We start from the raw sequence: 17504 nt of genomic DNA on the forward strand, positions 1-17504 counted from the left end.
GCTATTTTTATTATTAACCTTATATTTTTCATCGGGATCTTATAGTGCGCAACACACTCGATAATCTGCTCAATGCGGCTGGTATTGTGATTTCAGATAAGCAAAAAAATCTTCTGATACAGTATGTTGACATGCTGAATAAGTGGAACAAGGCTTATAACCTGACGTCTATACGCGACCCGCAGCAAATGCTTGTCCGCCATATCATGGACAGTATCGTGGTTGAACCGCATTTACACGGTCAGCGTTTTATCGATGTGGGAACGGGGCCTGGACTACCGGGGATTCCATTGGCGATTGTTCGCCCTGATTCGCATTTTACCTTGCTGGATAGTCTGGGTAAGCGTGTACGTTTCCTGCGTCAGGTTCAGCATGAACTGCAGCTTGAAAACATCACTCCGGTGCAAAGTCGCGTTGAAGAATTTCCAGCGGAGCCGCCTTTTGATGGTGTAATCAGTCGTGCATTTGCCTCTCTGCATGACATGATTAGCTGGTGCAATCATCTTCCAGCCAGACCTGCAGGGCGATTTTATGCCCTAAAAGGCGTACTTCCAGAGGATGAATTGTCATCTTTGCCACAAGGTGTCTCATTAGATCAGGTTGTCCGTTTATCTGTTCCTGATCTGGAAGGTGAACGCCATTTGGTCGTGCTTAAACCAAACTAATTTTGTCTTTTATCAAAAAAATTATAACTAAATATTGCGTATCAGCCAGCCATCTCGTTTACGGAGGGCATCGTTCCAGAACGCATTGCGATCACTGAAATTTTACATCTTGGTTTTTTCAGCGCGGCTCTTTTACTTTCGTACTGAATAATAACGAGCGAAAATAAATCATCAGTATCAAAATTTAGTTATTTTTGTGTTAATTGAGTAAAAAAACGATATCAATAATGTCAATAGGTCGTTGAAACGTTGTTTGTTGCATTTTTGGAATGGGTTTTTTTGTAACTTATTGAAGTTAAATAAAATAAATAGCTTATTTTGCTAAAGACAAAAAAAAACACGTTCTGTTATAAATAGTCGTAAAGCCTTTTATGTGAGTCACATCACAGATTGGAGGGCTTTAGAAATTAATTACACTAGGTATGAACAAGGATGATTGTTAGCAAAAACGGGGCTTCAGAAAGAAATTTAAATAATTGTTCACCTTTTCGCTACTTATCGATTGAATTCGCAGGTATGACCCGTATAATTTGCTCGTTTTTTGCTGCTTGACTCAGTGGTGTAAAGGCAGTTTTATACGTCATTCGGTATACCTCTGAAAAGGTACGGAGAGAGCAAACGTCATGCCTGTATCCCTTTACAGCGGAAAAGTGGCCTTCAGGCTGCTGTTGTTACAGTTAGTGACTTTTGCTTTGTTGAGTGCTGCTTTCAGCCTCAATAGCGTCAATGCTGCCGCTTCTGCATTAGGTGGGGGATTGGCAGCCTGGTTGCCGAATGTTTTGTTTGTGCTCTTCGCCTTGCGTCATCAGTCGCATAAGCCTGCTGATGGGCGTGTGGCCTGGTCATTCGCGATTGGTGAAGCGCTTAAGGTATTTATCACCATTGCATTGTTAGTGGTGGCGTTGGGCGTATTTAAAGCGGCATTTTTTCCGCTTGGCCTGACTTATTTATCGGTGCTGGTTATGCAGATCGTGGCACCGGCCGTAATTAATCGTTACCGTAGTTAACAACAAAAGGGTAAGGGACATCATGGCTGCTGGAGAAATCTCTACTCCGCAAGAGTATATCAGTCACCACTTGCACCATTTGCAGGTAGGGACGGGTTTTTGGTCGATCAACGTCGATTCGATGTTTTTCTCCATCGCTCTTGGGATCCTCTTTCTGGTTATCTTTCACCGTGTCGCTAGGCGCGCCACCAGCGGTGTGCCAGGTAAGCTGCAAACGGCCGTCGAACTGATTATCGGTTTCGTTGATGGTACCGTGCGCGATATGTTCCATGGCAAAAGCAAACTGATTGCTCCTTTGGCGCTGACCATTTTCGTCTGGGTTTTCCTGATGAACCTGATGGACTTGCTGCCTATCGATCTGTTGCCGCAAGCCTGGGCAGGTATCTATAGTCTGCTGGGATACGATCCGGCGCATGCGTATCTGCGTGCGGTTCCGACGGCTGACGTTAATATTACGCTGTCGATGGCGCTTGGGGTGTTTATCCTGGTTCTGTTCTACAGCATCAAAATGAAGGGTCTCGGTGGTTTTGTTAAAGAACTGACCATGCAGCCGTTCAACCATCCAGTATTTATTCCTATTAACCTGATTCTTGAAGGTGTCAGCCTGCTGTCCAAACCTATTTCCTTAGGCTTGCGACTGTTTGGCAATATGTATGCGGGTGAGTTGATCTTCATCCTGATTGCCGGTCTGTTGCCGTGGTGGTCACAATGGCTGTTAAATGTGCCTTGGGCTATTTTCCACATTTTGATTATTACGCTTCAGGCTTTTATTTTCATGGTTCTGACGGTTGTTTATCTCTCGATGGCATCTGAAGAGCATTGATTTTCTTTCAACAAATAACGTTTTTAACTGAAACAAACTGGAGACTGTCATGGAAAACCTGAGTGTGGATCTGCTGTACATGGCTGCCGCGTTAATGATGGGTTTGGCGGCAATCGGTGCTGCGATCGGTATCGGCATTCTGGGTGGTAAATTCTTGGAAGGTGCTGCTCGCCAGCCTGACCTGATTCCTTTACTGCGTACACAGTTCTTTATCGTCATGGGTCTGGTTGACGCCATCCCGATGATCGCTGTTGGTCTGGGGCTGTATGTGATGTTTGCGGTGGCCTAAGCAGAATGTTTTCTGCTGAGGTTAAAACATCAACTTATTTAACTTTGAAAGAGGCATTGTGCTGTGAATATTAATGCAACAATCCTCGGCCAGGCCATTGCGTTCGTCCTGTTTGTCTGGTTCTGCATGAAGTATGTATGGCCGCCGATGATGGCAGCCATCGAGAAACGTCAGAAAGAAATTGCTGACGGTCTGGCTTCTGCTGAACGTGCCAAAAAAGATTTGAACTTGGCTCAGGCCAATGCGACAGATCAACTGAAGAAAGCCAAAGCGGATGCTCAGGTTATCATCGAGCAGGCGAACAAACGCCGTGCTCAGATCCTGGATGAGGCGAAAGCTGAAGCGGAAGCTGAACGTAACAAGATTGTGGCGCAGGCGCAGGCTGAAATCGAAGCCGAACGTAAACGCGCTCGTGAAGAGCTGCGTAAGCAAGTTGCCGTATTGGCGATTGCCGGTGCCGAGAAAATTATTGAACGTTCCGTGGATGAAGCTGCTAACAGCGACATCGTTGATAAACTGGTCGCTGAACTGTAAGGAGGGAGGGGCTGATGTCTGAATTTGTCACGGTAGCTCGCCCCTACGCCAAAGCAGCTTTTGACTTTGCGGTTGAGAATCAGGCCTTGGATCGCTGGCAGAACATGCTGGCGTTTTCGGCCGAAGTAGCGCGCAATGAACAAATTGCCGAATTGCTTTCTGGTGCAGTAGCACCGATTGAGCTGGCGAAAACGTTCATTGCCGTTTGTGGTGATCAACTTGATGAAGCCGGTCAGAACCTGATTAAGGTGATGGCCGAGAACGGACGTTTACCGGTGCTTCCTGAAGTACTGGAACAATTTATTCAACTGCGGGCAGCACTGGAATCGACGGTTGACGTCGATGTGATTTCTGCCAACACGTTGAGTGAGCAGCAGCTGTCGAAGATCGCTGCCGCTATGGAAAAACGTCTGTCACGCAAAGTGAAGCTGAATTGCAAAATTGATAAGTCTGTCATGGCCGGCGTGGTTATCCGCGCGGGCGACATGGTGATAGATGGCAGCATTCGCGGTCGTCTGGAACGTCTGGCAGACGTCTTGCAGTCTTAAGGGGACTGGAGCATGCAACTGAATTCCACCGAAATCAGCGAACTGATCAAGCAGCGCATTGCTCAGTTCAATGTGGTGAGCGAAGCTCACAATGAAGGTACTATTGTTTCCGTCAGTGACGGAATCATCCGCGTCCACGGTCTGGCAGACGTGATGCAGGGGGAGATGATCTCTCTGCCGGGTAACCGTTATGCGATCGCACTGAACCTGGAGCGCGACTCCGTTGGTGCGGTAGTCATGGGCCCGTATGCGGATCTGGCTGAAGGCATGAAAGTAAAATGCACCGGCCGTATTCTTGAAGTTCCGGTTGGCCGTGGCCTGTTAGGTCGTGTGGTCAACACGCTGGGCGCACCGATTGACGGTAAAGGCGCACTGGATCACGACGGTTTCTCTGCGGTTGAAGCGATTGCGCCTGGCGTTATCGAACGTCAGTCCGTTGATGAGCCAGTACAAACGGGCTATAAGTCCGTTGACGCCATGATTCCAATCGGTCGTGGTCAGCGTGAGCTGATTATCGGTGACCGTCAGACGGGTAAAACCGCTCTGGCTATCGACGCCATCATCAACCAGCGTGATTCCGGCATCAAATGTGTGTACGTCGCTATCGGCCAGAAAGCCTCCACGATTTCTAACGTGGTGCGTAAACTGGAAGAGCATGGCGCACTGGAAAACACCATTGTCGTTGTCGCTACCGCGTCTGAGTCTGCTGCTCTGCAATATCTGGCACCGTATGCCGGTTGTGCGATGGGCGAGTACTTCCGTGACCGCGGTGAAGATGCGCTGATTATTTATGATGACCTGTCCAAACAGGCCGTTGCTTATCGTCAGATTTCTCTGCTGCTCCGTCGTCCGCCAGGCCGTGAAGCTTATCCTGGTGACGTTTTCTATCTCCACTCCCGTTTGCTGGAGCGTGCATCGCGTGTTAACGCTGATTACGTTGAAGCATTCACCAAGGGTGAAGTGAAGGGGAAAACCGGTTCGTTGACCGCTCTGCCGATCATCGAAACCCAAGCGGGTGACGTTTCTGCGTTCGTTCCGACCAACGTAATTTCTATTACCGATGGTCAGATCTTCCTGGAATCCAACCTGTTTAACGCCGGTATTCGTCCTGCGGTTAACCCAGGGATCTCCGTATCCCGTGTGGGTGGTGCAGCACAGACCAAGATCATGAAGAAACTGTCCGGTGGTATTCGTACCGCACTGGCACAGTACCGCGAGCTGGCAGCATTCTCTCAGTTTGCGTCCGATCTTGATGATGCAACCCGTAAGCAGTTGAGCCACGGTCAGAAAGTGACCGAGCTGTTGAAACAGAAACAGTATGCGCCGATGTCTGTCGCACAGCAGTCTCTGGTTCTGTTTGCGGCAGAACGTGGTTATCTGGAAGATGTTGAGCTGTCGAAAGTCGGTAGCTTTGAAGCGGCACTGCTGGCTTACGCCGATCGTGAGCATGGCGAACTTCTGCAACAAATCGACCAGACTGGCGCTTATAACGATGAGATCGAGGGCAAATTTAAAGGCATCCTCGATACTTTTAAGGCAACCCAGTCCTGGTAACGCCCGGTGGCCTGCTGTAAAGCAGGCCGCAAGGCTTTGAGGAGAAGCAAAGATGGCCGGCGCAAAAGAGATACGTAGTAAGATCGCAAGCGTCCAAAATACGCAGAAGATCACCAAAGCAATGGAAATGGTCGCCGCTTCCAAAATGCGTAAATCGCAGGATCGTATGGCGGCCAGCCGTCCTTATGCGGAAACCATACGCAATGTGATTGGTCACCTTGCGTTAGGAAATCTGGAATATAAACACCCGTACCTGGAAGAACGAGATGTTAAGCGCGTTGGGTATCTGGTGGTGTCTACTGACCGTGGCCTGTGCGGTGGTTTGAACATTAACCTGTTCAAGAAGCTGCTGGCTGATATGAAATCCTGGAGTGACAAAGGCGTTGAAACTGATTTAGCGCTGATTGGTTCCAAAGCGGTTTCTTTCTTCGGTTCGGTAGGCGGAAACATTGTTGCTCAGGTTACCGGTATGGGAGACAACCCTTCCGTATCAGAATTGATCGGTCCGGTTAAAGTTATGCTGCAAGCCTACGACGAAGGTCGTCTGGACAAGCTGTATATCGTAAGCAACAAGTTTATCAATACCATGTCTCAGGAACCGCTTGTTGTTCAAGTGTTACCGTTACCGCCTTCGGATGACGGTGAGTTGAAGAAGAAATCCTGGGATTACCTGTATGAACCCGATCCTAAGTCGCTGCTGGATACCCTGCTGCGCCGTTATGTGGAATCTCAGGTTTATCAGGGCGTCGTAGAAAATCTGGCTAGTGAGCAGGCCGCGCGAATGGTTGCGATGAAAGCCGCGACCGATAACGGCGGTAGCCTGATCAAAGAGCTGCAGTTGGTATACAACAAAGCTCGTCAGGCCAGCATTACTCAGGAACTCACCGAAATCGTCGGGGGAGCCTCCGCGGTTTAAAGCAGGTTTACGAATTACGTATTGTCGAATTACGTAGAGGATTCAAGATGGCTACTGGAAAGATTATCCAGGTAATCGGCGCCGTGGTGGACGTCGAGTTCCCGCAAGATGCCGTACCAAAGGTGTACGATGCGCTTGAGGTAGAGAACGGCGCTGAGAAACTGGTGCTGGAAGTGCAGCAGCAGTTGGGCGGCGGTATTGTTCGCTGTATCGCAATGGGTTCTTCTGACGGTCTGCGTCGCGGGTTGAATGTGAATAACCTGGACCACCCGATCGAAGTGCCGGTAGGTAAAGCAACGCTGGGTCGTATCATGAACGTGTTGGGTGAACCCATCGACATGAAAGGCGACATCGGCGAAGAAGAGCGTTGGGCTATTCACCGCGCTGCTCCGAGCTATGAAGAGCTGTCAAACTCACAAGAGCTGCTGGAAACCGGCATCAAGGTTATCGACCTGATGTGTCCGTTTGCCAAGGGCGGTAAAGTGGGTCTGTTCGGTGGTGCGGGCGTAGGTAAAACCGTAAACATGATGGAGCTGATCCGTAACATCGCGATCGAGCACTCCGGTTACTCCGTGTTTGCAGGCGTGGGTGAACGTACCCGTGAAGGTAACGACTTCTACCACGAAATGACCGATTCCAACGTAATCGACAAAGTATCACTGGTTTATGGCCAGATGAATGAGCCACCAGGTAACCGTCTGCGCGTAGCACTGACCGGTCTGACCATGGCGGAAAAATTCCGTGATGAAGGCCGTGACGTACTGCTGTTCGTCGATAACATCTACCGTTATACCCTGGCCGGTACGGAAGTATCCGCACTGCTGGGTCGTATGCCTTCTGCGGTAGGTTATCAGCCGACGCTGGCGGAAGAGATGGGCGTTCTGCAAGAACGTATCACTTCAACCAAAACCGGTTCTATCACCTCCGTTCAGGCCGTTTACGTTCCTGCGGATGACTTGACTGACCCATCTCCAGCCACCACCTTTGCTCACTTGGATGCAACCGTGGTACTGAGCCGTCAGATCGCTTCTCTGGGTATCTACCCGGCCGTTGACCCACTGGATTCCACCAGCCGTCAGCTGGATCCGTTGGTTGTTGGTCAGGAACACTATGATGTTGCCCGTGGCGTGCAGTCTATTCTGCAGCGTTATCAGGAACTGAAAGACATCATCGCGATTCTGGGTATGGACGAGCTGTCTGAAGAAGACAAGCTGGTGGTATCTCGTGCACGTAAAATTCAGCGCTTCCTGTCACAGCCGTTCTTCGTAGCGGAAGTATTTACCGGTTCTCCGGGTAAATACGTTGCCCTGAAAGACACTATCCGTGGCTTTAAAGGGATTATGGAAGGCGAATACGACCACCTGCCAGAGCAGGCGTTCTACATGGTTGGTTCCATTGACGAAGTCGTGGAAAAAGCCAAGAAACTGTAACGCCTTGTAGGAGGGTGACATGGCTATGACTTACCATCTGGATGTCGTGAGTGCAGAACAGCAAATGTTCTCCGGTCTGGTGCAGAAGATCCAGGTAACGGGGAGCGAAGGCGAACTGGGTATTTATCCGGGACATGCCCCTCTGCTTACTGCCATTAAACCTGGTATGGTTCGTATCGTTAAGCAGCACGGTGAGGAAGAGTATATTTATCTTTCTGGCGGCATCCTTGAGGTGCAGCCGAATACCGTTACCGTACTGTCTGATACCGCAATCCGTGGGCAGGATCTGGATGAAGCTCGTGCGCTGGAAGCTAAACGCAAAGCTGAAGATCATATCCGTAATTCGCATGGTGATGTGGATTATGCTCAGGCTTCAGCAGAGCTGAGCAAAGCGATTGCGAAGCTGCGCGTTATCGAGCTGACCAGAAAAGCGATGTAACAGATAAGCTTGCAATGATTGAAGGCCAGTCAGTTCACACTGACTGGCCTTTTTGCATTTAAGGTGATGCCTCTTTCCTGCCTGCCTTCACAGATTCACCTCTTAGTTACATTTTTATGCAGACTAAGAGATGGTTTCGTGCGCGATAATTTCGCCATTTTCATGCTATTCCGTATCACGCGCCCGACGCAGGGACGCTCAGTCGCCGCCGCCCTGCGAACCCTGGCTTCCGGCTAAATTATGCCGCTACGCGGTACCTTCGTCGGTATCAGGCTTAACGGACCGCTTGCGACACGTTCCTGACGTGGCGCAAGCTTTCGCAGCGTCCATGCTGCTCATCCTAAGCCTGCTATCTCCTCAGCATAATTTTTTGCGCCGGATAATGGCAAAATCTGTGGTGCTCTCTGCACAAACTTATTTTTTCTTCAGGAAGTCGCCAAGTACCAGATTGCCTTTGGCATCACGCGTAAACGTTTCAGGGATGGTTACCGACACGAAATTATTTACTGTGATTTCCTTACCTTGCGCGTTAACAGAGCGGTCGCCTTTGATGAAGTAGTTGGTGTTATCGATACTGCCGACAACCGCATCATCATATTTACCCGCTTTGGTTTTCAGCGACATGTTGTTCTTGAAGACGCCTTGTTTTTCCGGGCCAGAGTAAGGGCTTGGACGGAAAATAAAGTTAAAGCGTTCGTTATCTAACGCAATGTTATTTTCAACGATCAAGGCGCCAGGGTTGAAGTTGTCGGTGAAACCATCAAGTTTGTTACCCACAGCAATGCTGTTTTTAACCTGATGCGCCACTGGCTGACCTTCCCCACCCATTTTGAAGCCGTTGCTGGTGTTGTTCATGGCAATTGAGTTCTCGATCACCACAACGCCGTTTGCGCCGTCTTCGATTTTGTTAAACAGGTCGAAGCCGTCATCGACGTTATTGTGCGAGAACGCGCCGCGAATCACGTTGCCTTCACCGACACGCATTTTCACCGCGAAACCGTCGGCGTTAATTTTGCCTGGATCCTGATTACTGTGAGATTCTGAGTTCAGGATCAGGTTATGGCTGGCCCACAGCGGTCTGCCTACATCGGCCGTCGAGGTCACCTGAATACCAGTATCGTCAGCGTGGTGCGCTATAACGCGTTCGATGGTGTTGTAGCTTCCCTCGATACGGAACGGTTTCTCGGTGATTTCAATCCCTTTAACATGCCAATGGCTCGCTTTCAGTTGCAGGCCGTGAATGACGGCTTTATTGCCGACAGCAAACAGATTCTTGACGGCTTTTTGCTGGCCGCTGGCACTGACAGGGATTTCAGACGCGCTGTAATCGCCATCGTTGAGCCAAATGGTGCCGCCTGCTGGTAGAGCGGCGACGGCGCTGGCTAAATCGAGCGGGGCATTTTTACTGCCGTCATTACTGGCTGAACCTTGTGGCGAAACATACAGATTTTTAGCGTCTGCGTAAGCCACTCTTTCAACTTTCAATGTGCTCTCTTTTACCGCTTTATCATCCCCTTCCACAGGCTGGTAGGCTATCTTGAATTCAGCACCGTTGCCGGCAATTTTCGCTGGCAGAGAGAAGGTCTCTCCTGCTTTTATCTGCTTAGCATCACCCAGAGATTTACCGTCTTGTGAAACCGCGATCGTGCCGTTGTAATTGGCTTTGGCCTGCACGACATAGTGTTCGCTGGTGGTTTTAGGCGATGACATCACCTGAAGTAAAGGATCGTAGTCCTTAGCTTTAAACGCCGGTGAAGCTTTGGTTTGTGCTGGCGTGGTGGTCAACTGTGCATTGCTGACGGTGATTTTGGCGTTACGGGAGGCAAAGAAACCGACGTAGTAATGGTCTTTATCCAGCTTGGTGACGACGTCCGCGCCTTTGACTTCTTTCGATACCCAGTTATCTGTGCCTTTCGGTGCATAAGAGGTGATGAAGCCATCGTTGGTACGCTCCAGTTTCAGGCGGAACGTCGGCGTTTGCTCCAGATTCACATTTTCCTGATAGCTGGTTTTGGTAATTTTCGCGCCCGCATTACCCCACGGCTGCGTCACGCCATTGCGCAAAATAGCCTGTAGTTTAATTTCGGTATGAGACTTTTTATCCTGCGTCATGATGGCGTTCATCACCATGTTGGACGCGGCAGGGAACTCTTCATACCCTTCTTTCAGCGGATTCTGACGCGGTACGCCAATAATATCGCGCACCAGAATTCCCGCTCCTTCCTGAGCCGCGGGCTTGGCGCCGTTTTCTGGCCCAAACTGTTCCACGGTAATATCAGACTGAAGCGTAAAATTCACATTGGCAGGCAGTTGCGTATAGAAGAACGTCAGCCCGTCATGGGTGTTGGCAATCTTTCCGCCACGGCTCTCAATCGTGATGGGGGCGGACAAATCAGCGTTATCCCCTGGGGCTAATTTCTTGCCGTTAATGGTGACGTCGTTGACACCAATCTTTTCCGGCAGGACATTGGATGAAAAGTTTACGTCTGTTGACTGACCAAAGGCGATACCGTGCCAGACTGGCGTTGATTCTGTCGCGGCGTGTGTGCTGAAGCTGAAAAGTAATGCATTCGTCAACGCGACGGCTGCGAGGCGTGAAGAACGGTGTTTCCGTAAAGAATGACATTTTGGTGAAGAACAACGTTTCATTGTGTCTCCTTCGTTATTGAATTATTCGCCCGCGTATATTGCTATAAATGAAACGCTGTTTCTTTTGTGTGTGTCACAAATGGAAATACTTAAAAATAAAGTCTGTTTTTTATGAAACCCTGTGCCATTTCTGTTGTTGGGGACATCACACTCTCGCCATAGGTATTCATCGTTTTGTGCGAGATTTTCAGAAAAAACTCACCAAAAAGTATCCGCGTTATGCATGAGTTTCGGTAAACTCTGGTTATTCATGCCGTAACAGGCTAGCCATTTTTATTCTTGCGGAGCGATGGCTTCGCACTGTCAGGATGCTTATGTCAAATAGTGCTATGAGTGTGGTGATCCTTGCTGCGGGTAAGGGAACCCGTATGTATTCCGACCTTCCTAAGGTGTTACACAAACTGGCAGGTAAGCCGATGGTTCAGCACGTCATTGATGCCGCAATGACGACAGGCGCACAGCACGTTCATTTGGTATATGGTCACGGCGGCGATTTGTTAAAGCATGAATTGACCGATCCGGCATTGAATTGGGTGCTACAGGCTGAACAGTTGGGAACTGGCCATGCGATGCAGCAAGCTGCCCCTTATTTTGCCGATGATGAAGATATCCTGATGCTATATGGCGATGTGCCGCTAATTTCGTCGCAAACGCTGGGGCGTTTACGTCAAGCTAAGCCGCAGGGCGGTATCGGTCTGTTGACGGTGAAATTGGACGATCCAACGGGCTATGGGCGGATTGTGCGTGAAAACGGTGCTGTAGTCGGGATCGTTGAGCACAAAGATGCCAGTGAAGAACAGCGCCAAATTAACGAGATCAATACCGGAATTTTGATTGCGAACGGTAAGGATCTGAAGCGTTGGTTAAGCCAATTGAATAACAACAACGCACAGGGCGAGTTTTATATCACCGATATCATTGCGATGGCAGCGGAAGAAGGCCAGTGTGTTGAGGCGGTTCATCCTGAACGGTTGAGCGAAGTGGAAGGCGTTAATAATCGCCTGCAACTGTCGGCCTTGGAGCGGGTTTATCAGCGTGAACAGGCGGATAGACTGCTGCTGGCTGGTGTCATGCTGCTCGATCCGGCACGGTTTGATCTGCGTGGCGAACTGACTCATGGTCGTGATGTGGTGATTGATGTCAATGTTGTCGTGGAAGGCAATGTTAAGCTAGGCAACCGGGTGAAAATCGGTGCGGGCTGTGTGATCAAAAACAGTATTATTGGCGACGACTGTGAGATCAGTCCTTACTCTGTGTTGGAAGACGCTGTATTAGACGCTGAGTGTACCGTTGGTCCGTTTGCCCGCTTGCGTCCGGGGTCGGAACTAGCTGAAGGTGCGCATGTTGGCAATTTTGTCGAACTGAAAAAGGCGCGCTTGGGCAAAGGATCAAAAGCCGGTCATCTTAGCTATTTGGGTGATGCGGATATCGGTTCCGGTGTTAATATTGGCGCGGGAACGATCACCTGCAATTATGACGGTGCGAATAAACACAAGACGGTAATTGGTGATGACGTGTTTGTCGGTTCTGATAGTCAACTGGTGGCGCCCGTTAGCGTAGCCAACGGCGCGACAATCGGCGCGGGAACGACCGTCACGCACGATGTGGCGGAGAATGAGCTGGTGGTCGGCCGCGTGAAACAGCGGCATATTTCCGGCTGGCAGCGTCCGGTGAAGAAGAAATAGTTATGCTATGCCTCCGCACACGGCGGAGGCGGTTTTGTCCTGTACGTTGGCTGCTCCCCTGTATTGGTCGAGCCCAGAGTACAGAACAAAACATAATAATCCCCAACTCTCTACAAGGCTCGGGGAACCCGGAAAAACCGGAACAATCAGGTCTAAGACATCCCTGGTGACACAATATGTCACTTTTATAGGAATACCATCGATGTGTGGAATTGTAGGCGCAGTTGCGCAACGTGATGTTGCTGAAATTTTGTTGGAAGGTTTACGTCGTCTTGAGTATCGCGGCTATGACTCTGCGGGGTTAGCGGTTGTTGATAGCGAAGGCAACGTCGCCCGTTTACGCCGTCTGGGGAAAGTACAGGTACTGTCTCAGGCTGCTGAAGAAAGCGATCTGCACGGCGGTACGGGGATTGCCCATACCCGCTGGGCAACGCACGGCGAACCTTCTGAAGAGAACGCTCACCCGCATGTTTCTGAACATATCACCATCGTCCATAACGGCATTATCGAAAACCACGAACCGCTGCGCGAACTGATGATCGGCCGCGGCTATCGTTTTGTTTCTGAAACCGATACGGAAGTGGTCGCCCATTTGGTTCATTTTGAACAGAAGCAAAACGGTGGAACGCTGGTTGAGGTGGTTAAGCGTGTGATCCCACAGCTGCGCGGTGCGTATGGCATGGTGGTGTTGGATAACCGCGATCCAAGCGTACTGGTTGCTGCTCGCTCTGGTAGCCCGCTGGTGATTGGCCGTGGTGTTGGTGAGAACTTCATTGCTTCCGATCAGCTGGCGCTATTGCCTGTGACGCGTCGCTTTATGTTCCTGGAAGAAGGCGACGTGGCGGAAATCACCCGCCGTGACGTGCGCGTGTTTGATAAATCCGGCCAACTTGCCACACGCGAAGAAATCGAATCAAAAGTGAATTACGATGCCGGTGACAAAGGCGCGTATCGTCACTACATGCAGAAAGAGATCTACGAACAGCCGATGGCAATCAAGAACACCCTTGAAGGGCGTTTCAGTCACGGCGAGATCAATCTTTCTGAATTAGGCCCGAAAGCGGATGAACTGCTGGCGAAGGTTGAGCACGTTCAGATTATCGCCTGCGGGACGTCCTACAACTCCGGCATGGTTTCCCGCTACTGGTTTGAAGCGCTGGCGGGGATTCCGTGCGACGTAGAAATCGCCTCAGAATTCCGCTACCGCAAACCAGCGGTACGTAAGAACAGCCTGATGATTACCCTGTCTCAATCCGGCGAAACGGCGGATACGCTGGCGGCGCTGCGCTTGTCCAAAGAACTGGGCTATCTGGGTTCTCTGGCTATTTGTAACGTGGCGGGTTCCTCTCTGGTGCGTGAATCCGATCTGGCGCTGATGACCAAAGCGGGCGTAGAGATTGGTGTGGCCTCGACCAAAGCCTTCACCACCCAGCTTACCGTTCTGCTGATGCTGGTGGCGCGCGTTGGCCGTCTGCGCGGCATGGATGCGCAGATTGAGCATGATATCGTTCATGGTTTGCAGGCGCTGCCAGCGCGTATTGAGCAGATGCTGTCTCAGGACAAACTCATCGAATCTCTGGCAGAAGGTTTCTCTGATAAGCACCATGCGCTGTTCCTTGGCCGTGGCGATCAGTATCCGATCGCGATGGAAGGCGCGCTGAAGCTGAAAGAGATCTCTTACATCCACGCTGAAGCCTATGCAGCAGGCGAGCTGAAACACGGCCCGCTGGCGTTGATTGATGCGGATATGCCGGTTGTGGTGGTGGCACCGAACAACGAACTGTTGGAGAAATTGAAATCCAACATCGAAGAAGTTCGGGCGCGCGGCGGTGAGCTGTATGTCTTTGCTGATGAAGATGCCGGTTTCACCAGCAGCGAAAATATGAAAATTATTCCGCTGCCGCATATCGAAGAAGTGATTGCGCCAATCTTCTATACGGTGCCGTTGCAGCTGCTGTCTTATCACGTTGCGCTGATTAAAGGCACTGACGTTGATCAGCCACGCAATCTGGCGAAATCAGTTACTGTTGAGTAATTTTTAAAGAATGAAGGTAAGTAGCCTTGGCGCTATTTACCTTCGTTTATTTTTTATATCACCACCCATTTTCTATACTCCACTCTTTTTACGCTCACTGAACTCTCCTCATTAAAATTTATTCGGTATATTGGTTTACCCATATTGAATACTGACTCGTTCTTAATATGAATAACAAACAACAATACCTGGATATCGCCGAGGGAAAGGGCGAAAAAGCGCCTTCAACGATGGTTGCTTTTTCCTCACGAGAGATGAACTATCCGCTACTGGAAAGCCTATTAGAGGCGCAGTCATTCTTTACCGAGGGTGAAATAAGCTATACCGAGCAGGGACAGGGCGGATTCTTTTATACCTGTCGCCATCATGATAGAGAGCTGACCTTTTATCTTGAGGTATCGGAGCGCGATCCTGAGAATAAAATCACGCCGATACATTCAACCGATCCGATTTCACCTGAGCTATTGGCGCAGGCTAATGCGGCAACGCAGGAAGTGATGGTCGAGTGTCTTTTTGGGTCAAATCCGCTGGAAGACTACGTTCATCAGCTTCGTTTATTAAGCGCCGTGGTACCGGATTTTCTCCTGGGGATCGATATTTCTGCCGCTGGTAACGTGTTTACCCGCGAATGGCTGAATTTTCAGCTAGAGGATGATGTTCTGCCGGAAATTGAATCGTTGTATACCATTCATGCCGTGTACGACACCGAAAACGATCCACCAACAACATTCTGGTTTCACTCGCATGGTTTGGCGCGATGCGGGCTGACGGAAGCGGAACTTGTCATTCCAGAGACGCTGAGTTCGTATTACGGCATCCCGGATTTATTCAGAAGTTTTGTCAATAATGCCATTCAAAATCAGCAAATTACCTTTAACGAGCCGATTCTGTGCGGGCAAACGGACAGCGGCTATGAATATCTGGTGGCATTACCGTTTGAAGAAGGGCTGCGGCATGTGAATCAATCCACGCCGATTGACCAACTGCGGCCTCTGGAAGAGATGCGCTACGATCTGGAAGGGACACCGGAGGGTGTGTTTCTGGGCGATCGTGCCGATCGGGATGATGTGCATCAGGAACCTTCCTGTATGCTGTTTCGTACCAACGAAGAAAATCCGGTACTGCAAACGTTCTTTAAAGGGTTTGATGAGCAGAATGCCATCATGTTCTGGCGTACCAATGCGGAGACGGCGGAAATGTCGCGTAAAGCGCAGCTGCGCTGGCGCTATTTCGTCAATATGTTTGAAAACTACCATGTGAGTGATGAACCGGCTAAGCAGGGTTTTTTAGCTAAGCTGTTAAAAAAATCACCGAAGCCTGTCGAGAGTGAATGGCGTTTCATGGTGAAGTTTGGCATTCCTCATGGTGAAGAAGGCGAAGAGCGTGAACATATGTGGTTTATACCCGAAGCAATCCACGACACGGTAGTGACGGGAACATTAATCAATCATCCGTTCTACGTTGAGGATATGCAGGAAGGTGGTGTGTATTCTGTTGATATATCAAGGGTAACTGATTGGGCGATTTATTATCAAGGCGATAGCTATAAGCCTGATACCATTTATAAATTACTTAGTCATAGTCAGACTCACTGACCGATCTCCGGAACCAGTCAGGACGCGTGTTCTGGCTGGTGGTACCTGAATTTTCCCGCGCCCTTTCTCATTGTCATAAAACTGTCATATTGCGTACATTTTACTGTCACCAAATTGTCCTATTTTTCCTCCTGCGAACTACACTCTGATTTGATAACTCTGATTGATAACGACTCCACGTCGACACGTCGATTATCCCACAGGAGGGATTATGAAACTGATGCGTACCACTCTTGCCAGTGTTGTTGCGGCAACCTTTTCTCTGACGGCATTCTCTGCTTTTGCTGCTGCTAACCTCACCGGTGCCGGTGCGACATTCCCTGCGCCTGTTTATGCCAAATGGGCTGACTCTTATCAAAAAGAAACCGGCAATAAAGTTAACTATCAAGGAATCGGTTCTTCTGGCGGTGTAAAACAGATTATCGCTAAAACTGTAGATTTCGGTGCTTCTGATGCGCCGCTGGCTGACGACAAATTAGCACAGGATGGTTTATTCCAGTTCCCTACCGTTATCGGTGGCGTGGTACTGGCAGTGAACATTCCTGGTATCAAATCTGGCGAACTGACGCTGGATGGTAAAACACTGGGTGATATCTACCTGGGCAACATCAAAAAATGGAACGACCCGGCGATCACCAAACTGAACCCGAATGCCAAGCTGCCGGATCAGGATATCGCTGTTGTTCGTCGTGCTGACGGTTCTGGTACGTCTTTCGTGTTCACCAGCTACCTGGCGAAAGTGAACCCAGAGTGGAAAGAGAAGATTGGTGCAGGTTCTACTGTGAACTGGCCAACCGGTCTGGGCGGTAAAGGTAACGACGGTATCGCAGCGTTCGTACAGCGTCTGCCTGGTTCTATCGGTTACGTAGAATATGCGTATGCCAAGCAGAACAACCTGGCTTACACCAAACTGATTTCTGCCGATGGCAAAGCGGTTAGCCCAACTGGTACAAGCTTCAGCAATGCGGCTAAAGAGATCGATTGGAGCAAGTCTTTTGCTCAGGATCTGACTAACCAGAAAGGCGCTGATGCATGGCCGATCACCTCAACGACGTTCATCCTGGTTCATACCAAACAGGAAAAACCTGAACAGGGCGCTGAAGTGTTGAAATTCTTCGACTGGGCGTTCAAGAAAGGCGGCGAGCAAGCAGAAGCGCTGGATTACGCCACTCTGCCTAAAGAAGTGGTTGAGCAAATCCGTGCTGCCTGGAAAACTCAGGTAAAAGACAGCAGCGGTAAAGCACAGTATTAATTATTGTATCGACAGGTTGATAACCAGAGCGTGATGAGGTTGTCAGGTGCTGGAAATACGGTAGTGGAATAACAAGTCGTATC

Annotated in this window: 15 protein-coding genes; 14 read left to right on the top strand and 1 reads right to left on the bottom strand. The window is 49.7% G+C overall.

What is annotated here, in order from left to right; all coding sequences use genetic code 11:
- Positions 1 to 44: 44 nt before the first annotated feature.
- From rsmG to AB8809_RS23595, 10 genes are all read left to right on the top strand, one after another.
- Positions 45 to 665 carry a 16S rRNA (guanine(527)-N(7))-methyltransferase RsmG gene (gene rsmG, locus AB8809_RS23550; protein WP_349855512.1) on the top strand — a complete coding sequence of 207 codons (621 nt, stop codon included), beginning with the start codon at positions 45 to 47 and terminating at the stop codon, positions 663 to 665.
- Positions 666 to 1288: 623 nt separating this feature from the next.
- Positions 1289 to 1672, top strand: a complete 384-nt coding sequence (atpI, locus tag AB8809_RS23555; RefSeq protein ID WP_180779458.1) for a F0F1 ATP synthase subunit I — start codon at positions 1289 to 1291, stop codon at positions 1670 to 1672.
- Positions 1673 to 1694: 22 nt separating this feature from the next.
- Positions 1695 to 2495, top strand: coding sequence for a F0F1 ATP synthase subunit A (gene atpB / locus AB8809_RS23560; protein WP_349855514.1), 801 nt, complete (start codon positions 1695 to 1697; stop codon positions 2493 to 2495).
- Positions 2496 to 2544: 49 nt separating this feature from the next.
- Positions 2545 to 2784 (top strand): F0F1 ATP synthase subunit C, encoded by a 240-nt coding sequence (gene atpE / locus AB8809_RS23565; RefSeq protein ID WP_005976545.1) that lies wholly within the window; start codon positions 2545 to 2547, stop codon positions 2782 to 2784.
- A gap of 63 nt (positions 2785 to 2847) precedes the next feature.
- Positions 2848 to 3318 carry a F0F1 ATP synthase subunit B gene (gene atpF, locus AB8809_RS23570; RefSeq protein WP_010681466.1) on the top strand — a complete coding sequence of 157 codons (471 nt, stop codon included), beginning with the start codon at positions 2848 to 2850 and terminating at the stop codon, positions 3316 to 3318.
- A gap of 14 nt (positions 3319 to 3332) precedes the next feature.
- Complete coding sequence (gene atpH / locus AB8809_RS23575; RefSeq protein WP_014917153.1) at positions 3333 to 3866, top strand: F0F1 ATP synthase subunit delta; 534 nt, start codon at positions 3333 to 3335, stop codon at positions 3864 to 3866.
- A gap of 12 nt (positions 3867 to 3878) precedes the next feature.
- Complete coding sequence (gene atpA, locus AB8809_RS23580) at positions 3879 to 5420, top strand: F0F1 ATP synthase subunit alpha (protein ID WP_005976551.1); 1542 nt, start codon at positions 3879 to 3881, stop codon at positions 5418 to 5420.
- A gap of 52 nt (positions 5421 to 5472) precedes the next feature.
- Positions 5473 to 6336 carry a F0F1 ATP synthase subunit gamma gene (gene atpG, locus AB8809_RS23585; protein ID WP_015842330.1) on the top strand — a complete coding sequence of 288 codons (864 nt, stop codon included), beginning with the start codon at positions 5473 to 5475 and terminating at the stop codon, positions 6334 to 6336.
- 47 nt (positions 6337 to 6383) lie between these two features.
- Entirely contained in the window at positions 6384 to 7766 is a 1383-nt protein-coding gene (gene atpD / locus AB8809_RS23590; RefSeq protein ID WP_015842331.1) for a F0F1 ATP synthase subunit beta, read from the top strand.
- A 19-nt stretch (positions 7767 to 7785) separates the two neighbouring features.
- Positions 7786 to 8205 (top strand): F0F1 ATP synthase subunit epsilon, encoded by a 420-nt coding sequence (locus AB8809_RS23595; RefSeq protein WP_015842332.1) that lies wholly within the window; start codon positions 7786 to 7788, stop codon positions 8203 to 8205.
- Between the two features lie 414 nt (positions 8206 to 8619).
- On the opposite strand, the gene pelX is transcribed toward AB8809_RS23595, so the two are convergent.
- Positions 8620 to 10854 (bottom strand): pectate disaccharide-lyase PelX, encoded by a 2235-nt coding sequence (gene pelX, locus AB8809_RS23600; protein WP_015842333.1) that lies wholly within the window; start codon positions 10852 to 10854, stop codon positions 8620 to 8622.
- A gap of 314 nt (positions 10855 to 11168) precedes the next feature.
- Between pelX and glmU the strand changes: the two genes are divergently transcribed.
- The 4 genes from glmU (at position 11169) to pstS (ending at position 17421) form a co-directional block, all read left to right on the top strand.
- The gene (glmU, locus tag AB8809_RS23605) at positions 11169 to 12539 is read left to right on the top strand and encodes a bifunctional UDP-N-acetylglucosamine diphosphorylase/glucosamine-1-phosphate N-acetyltransferase GlmU (RefSeq protein ID WP_349855516.1); all 1371 of its coding nucleotides are present in this window, start codon (positions 11169 to 11171) and stop codon (positions 12537 to 12539) included.
- A 202-nt stretch (positions 12540 to 12741) separates the two neighbouring features.
- Positions 12742 to 14574: a glutamine--fructose-6-phosphate transaminase (isomerizing) gene (glmS, locus tag AB8809_RS23610; protein ID WP_181847279.1), complete on the top strand. Its 1833-nt coding sequence runs from the start codon at positions 12742 to 12744 to the stop codon at positions 14572 to 14574.
- A 167-nt stretch (positions 14575 to 14741) separates the two neighbouring features.
- Positions 14742 to 16169, top strand: a complete 1428-nt coding sequence (locus AB8809_RS23615; RefSeq protein WP_181830431.1) for a DUF4026 domain-containing protein — start codon at positions 14742 to 14744, stop codon at positions 16167 to 16169.
- A gap of 211 nt (positions 16170 to 16380) precedes the next feature.
- Positions 16381 to 17421 carry a phosphate ABC transporter substrate-binding protein PstS gene (pstS, locus tag AB8809_RS23620; RefSeq protein ID WP_349855518.1) on the top strand — a complete coding sequence of 347 codons (1041 nt, stop codon included), beginning with the start codon at positions 16381 to 16383 and terminating at the stop codon, positions 17419 to 17421.
- The last annotated feature ends 83 nt before the right edge of the window (positions 17422 to 17504 follow it).

This window comes from Pectobacterium aroidearum (genome assembly GCF_041228105.1).
GTDB classification, from domain to species: domain Bacteria; phylum Pseudomonadota; class Gammaproteobacteria; order Enterobacterales; family Enterobacteriaceae; genus Pectobacterium; species Pectobacterium aroidearum.